Origin of the sequence: Helicobacter bilis, from assembly GCF_900198365.1 — a bacterium.
GTDB lineage: Bacteria > Campylobacterota > Campylobacteria > Campylobacterales > Helicobacteraceae > Helicobacter_A > Helicobacter_A bilis_B.
In genome coordinates, this window is record NZ_FZMS01000106.1 from 1 (window position 1) to 4,552 (window position 4,552).

Below are 4,552 nucleotides of genomic sequence, written 5' to 3' on the forward strand. Positions count from 1 at the left end.
ATCACTCATTACACCACTAGAGACTAAATCCTGCATTATGGGATAATCATCATTAAACTTTTTTAATCCTCTGGCACTAGGGAGTATTACAGATACAGAGGCACAAGGAGTAGGCACTCCTGCTATATTATTAGTGCAACCTATGATAGAGCTATGTAATAAATCAGATTCTAAAACCATAGGAATACCTTTAGAAGTAAAAGGTTTGCCTTTATTGCTCTTTAGCTTTACTACTCCATTATGAGGGCATTTTATTTCATCATCTTCTAGTATTGGGTGAAGCATAGCAGTGCTTGTTAGAGAATCTATGGAGTTAGAATCTCTTTGTATTTGTTTTCTTTGTATTTGTTCTCTCTCTAGTATTGCTTTAGATTCTTTAGAGTTACATTCTAATTTGATGTTAAGGCTAGAATCTAGGAGGGAGTAGTTTAAGAGTGTTAGGGTATTGCTACCTAGAAATACTTGGAGGGTGCTTAGGGAATTGTTAGAATCTTTATTATTGCTTGTAGATTCTATAGAGTTAGAATCTATTTCACCGATTAAGTGATAGATGGGTTTAGATTCTATAAACACGCCCTCTTTGTCTAACTCACCAAAGAATAACGGATTGGATTTTGTTTCTTTTGAGCCATTAAGCAATATAGAATCTAAAAATACATATAATTCATAGCTATATACATCTTGTAAGCTTATATCCCTGTATGCTTCATTTTCTTGTAGGTTTTCAAAGATGATGCTATGGATTGTATGGCAATCTAGGGTTGTATTATCCTTGCAAAAGATATAGATACTTTGATTTTCTTTCTTTATGGATATTGTAAAGTTTTTTTGCATTTTGCACCTTTTAACTTATTCGTAATTCTTTATCTTTAGCATACTTACTCAAACTACTTATCGTATTTCCTCCAAAATATAAGCCTTTTGCTATCTCATATCGTCCATTGATATATTCTTCGTGCCATTCTTGAGAGAGTATATGTCCTAAATCTTTGTATCCAAAGATTTGATGAAGGTTGTTTTCATTAAGATAGCTTATAGTGTTTTTATCGACTAATCTAAAAGGTTGGCAAGTCTCTAAAGAGAGCTTCTCTGTTATACTTGCTTTGTTATCTGCTTTGCATTGATTACGCATTGCTCTTAGTTTATCGTTATCAATGATTTCTATGAGGTAATTATGTTCTTGTAACTTGAGTATAGTATCAATGATTGTGTGTATATCTATACTTGAGGTGAAGTATTTATTATTATCTTCTTTAAGAGTTTCTATTTTAAAAGCTAATTCATTAACTTGAGAGATAAATAAAGCAAGATAATCTATACTATCATAGTTTGGTGTGCTTTGATACCATTTCATTTGTTTTTTAAACTTCTCATATTTTTCTTTATTCTTTTTATCAATTTCATGTATCAAGATATTCATTGCAGTCTTTATATTTTTCATAAAGACATTGAGAGTATAAAGGTATTCACTCAATCTTTCTTTATCATTATTTGATTGAAGCTTAGATTCTAGCATTGTATTATTAGAATCTAATTCTAAAAGATAGGAGTAGAAGTAGAGAGTTTGCGTAAGGGGGATAATGGAGTGATCCCCTGTTGTTCCAGAGCCTGTATTGATTGTATGAAGCAGTGTTGTATCACTATATTGATTATCTTGGTGTAATCCTAGTTTAATCCCTAGCTTTGATATAGGTGAGTCCATATACCATTTATTTTTGTATTCATTATTACTTGATTCACAATGGTATATAGAATCTTGAATTGAGAGTTTGTATGTATATCTTTCATCTCCTTTAAGCTTAAAGTTTTGGGGAGTGTTTCTGTCTTCTTTAAAATGCTGTGTATAGTTGTAAGCTAAAGTTTCATAGCATTGTGCAATATCTGCTAAAATAGGAACAGCATTAATATTGAGCATCATCGTCGTTGTATGAGTAGAGATACTCATTGTTATCCCATAGTATTGACTATGTTTTTCTTGGATTATCTTGTGTAATATCTCTCGTATTTTACTTTCTAGTGAGATATTATTTTTGCCTAAATCTCTTGCTCTATTTGCTATATTTTCTATTTCTTCTTTTATAAATTTTTCTTGTTGTTCTTTGCTGTGGAATGCAAAGAGTTTTACTATATAATCATAATGAGGTGCTATCTTTCTAGCTCCAGGTGCATTATAAGTATATAAGGCTTTGATATTATTTCTATTTTTATCATCACACAGACTTAAAGCAAGTAATTGAGCTAGACAGCCGCCAAGAGAGTGTCCTGTGAGAGTTAGAGAGTTTGGAATTTTTATCTTTGGGTATTTTGTTTTGCATTGATTGTAGAATCTTAGCATATCGTTGTATTGTTCTAGTGGCGTAGAACTAAGGAGTAAAGAACCATCAGTGGTGATAATATCTTGCCAAGCTTGAGAGAGTTTAAGCTCTGTGCCACGAATGGCTAAAGTGTATTCCTTAGTTTCCTTATTTTGAAACAAAGTAGCAGAAAAGCCTGATTCTGTGTTAGGGCAGTGTTTTAATAAATCATACTTTTCAAAAAACCTTTTAGATTGGAGTGGGGAGAAGTCGCCACCTAAGAAATGTTTATGATACCAAGAATCTTTCGGTTTGCCATTATTGTCTTTAAAATATTTGTATTCTATATTGAGAATGTCGGTGGGAGTGGGGAATAAAGATTGGGTTTTATCATCTTTTAATTCTCTAAAATACTCTAATCTTTCTGTATCTGTGTTATCTTTATTAAAATCATACTTAGAATCTGCTAAGTGGAAATAGCCATAAGCTGCCATTGCTAACTCTGCGTTATCTTTTAGTCTATTAATCATTTCTTTGTTTTTCATTATTTAGCCCTTTTTTAAAATATATGCAACTTATTGGGACACTTCCTAAAAAAAACCCTGTTCCCTCATTACCTGCTGGGAGTGGTCTTATTTTATCCCAATTAGCATAAAACAGTATAGTTTTAATATTATCTTTTCTTGCTTGATTATCATTAAAAAATAAAGTAAAAGAGTGGTATATTCTATCATAATGCTTTTTAAATTTATACAAATAATCTCCCCAATCATTGCGAGATAAATTCTCTTGCACATACTCCCAATCTATTGTATCCAAACTCGTATCAAAATACTTTAACACTTTATTATAATACTCCTCATCTATCTTACCACCATTGGCTTGATAAATCTCTGGGTTTAGTTGGCATATTTCTTTAAACTTATGATAACTCGGCTCTAAATAGTAAGAATAGGGCGTATGGTAAAATATAATCAACCCAATACTTCCAAGAAAAACTAAAAACTTTGAGATTTTCTTTTTAGATTTAAAAATGATTCTATAAATAAATTTTAATATAAGATAAGAAAGAATAGTAGAAATTGAAATTAAAAGAATTATATAAAACATTAGGCTGCCTTTTTAGATTCTAAATGAGAATTAAAAGTATAAATTTCATTAATATTTGCTTCATTTGCATTATCACAAAGACTTAATGTAAGTAATTGAGCTAGACAGCCGCCAAGAGAGTGTCCTGTGAGAGTTAGAGAGTTTGGAGTTTTTATCTTTGGGTATTTTGTTTTGCATTGATTGTAGAATCTTAGCATATCGTTGTATTGTTCTAGTGGCGTAGAACTAAGGAGTAAAGAACCATCAGTGGTGATAATATCTTGCCAAGCTTGAGAGAGTTTAAGCTCTGTGCCACGAATGGCTAAAGTATATTTGTTAGATTCTTTGTGTTGAAACAATGTAGCAGAGAATCCAGAATCTGTATTTGGTTGGTGGATAAGTAAATCATACTTTTCAAAAAACCTTTTAGATTGGAGTGGGGAGAAGTCGCCATCAAATAACCTATCATCAAAGAAGCCATCTTTGGGTTTGCCATTATCATCAAGGTAGTATTTATAAGTAATGTCGAGTATGTCAGCGTAGGTGGGGTCGCGTTTTTCTTCTCCAAGATGTTTTAGTAGCTTTGGAAAATGCTCGAGTCTCTTTTTATCTTTATCGTTATGTTTATAATTTTTATTTACTAAATGAAAGTAACCATAGGCAGCCCATGCTAACTCTGCACAATCTCTTAGTTTTTTAATTCGTTCTTTATTGTTTGACATTGCAACTCCTAATCATGAAACCTTTTATATTTTGTTTGTGGAAAGCAATATTGTTCTTTTAAAGAAATGTTAAAATCTCCGCTGGTAGATATATTCCACACTACATCATCGATTAGATATGTCTGCCTTACTAAATCCAACACTATCTCATCTATACTATTTCTATTTGGTTGCCCTTTAAAAAAAATTTCTATTGTATCATCAAACTTCTTATATTTTGGTTGAATAGGGGTATAATAAGAATACAGTGGCGTATTTTTGATATAAAAATCTTTATCTCTAAAATTAATATAATAAAATTCTAATGTAGATTGTGTGAGAGGTTGTTCCTTCCCTATCTTTTCCCAATCCAATGTATCCAAACTCAATCCATAATATCCTAGAATTTTATTATATTTTTCCTCATCATTTGGAAGTTCATTTAAAACACACTTTTTTTTAAATTCA

General features: G+C 31.2%; 3 protein-coding genes and 2 pseudogenes. All 5 read right to left on the reverse strand.

From position 1 onward, the window contains the following. A pseudogene (locus C6H08_RS11040) lies at positions 1-834 on the reverse strand (hypothetical protein); the annotation flags it as partial. Positions 835-844: 10 nt separating this feature from the next. Further along, positions 845-2,839: a lipase family protein gene (locus C6H08_RS12205; protein ID WP_233708589.1), complete on the reverse strand. Its 1,995-nt coding sequence runs from the start codon at positions 2,837-2,839 to the stop codon at positions 845-847. After that, positions 2,817-3,404 (reverse strand): hypothetical protein, encoded by a 588-nt coding sequence (locus tag C6H08_RS11050; RefSeq protein ID WP_034579691.1) that lies wholly within the window; start codon positions 3,402-3,404, stop codon positions 2,817-2,819. The genes C6H08_RS12205 and C6H08_RS11050 overlap by 23 nt, the downstream gene beginning before the upstream one ends. Continuing rightward, positions 3,404-4,105, reverse strand: a complete 702-nt coding sequence (locus C6H08_RS11055) for a lipase family protein (protein ID WP_104686212.1) — start codon at positions 4,103-4,105, stop codon at positions 3,404-3,406. Before C6H08_RS11055 ends, C6H08_RS11050 begins: the two co-directional genes overlap by 1 nt. 8 nt (positions 4,106-4,113) lie before the next feature. After that, a pseudogene (locus tag C6H08_RS11060) lies at positions 4,114-4,552 on the reverse strand (hypothetical protein); the annotation flags it as partial.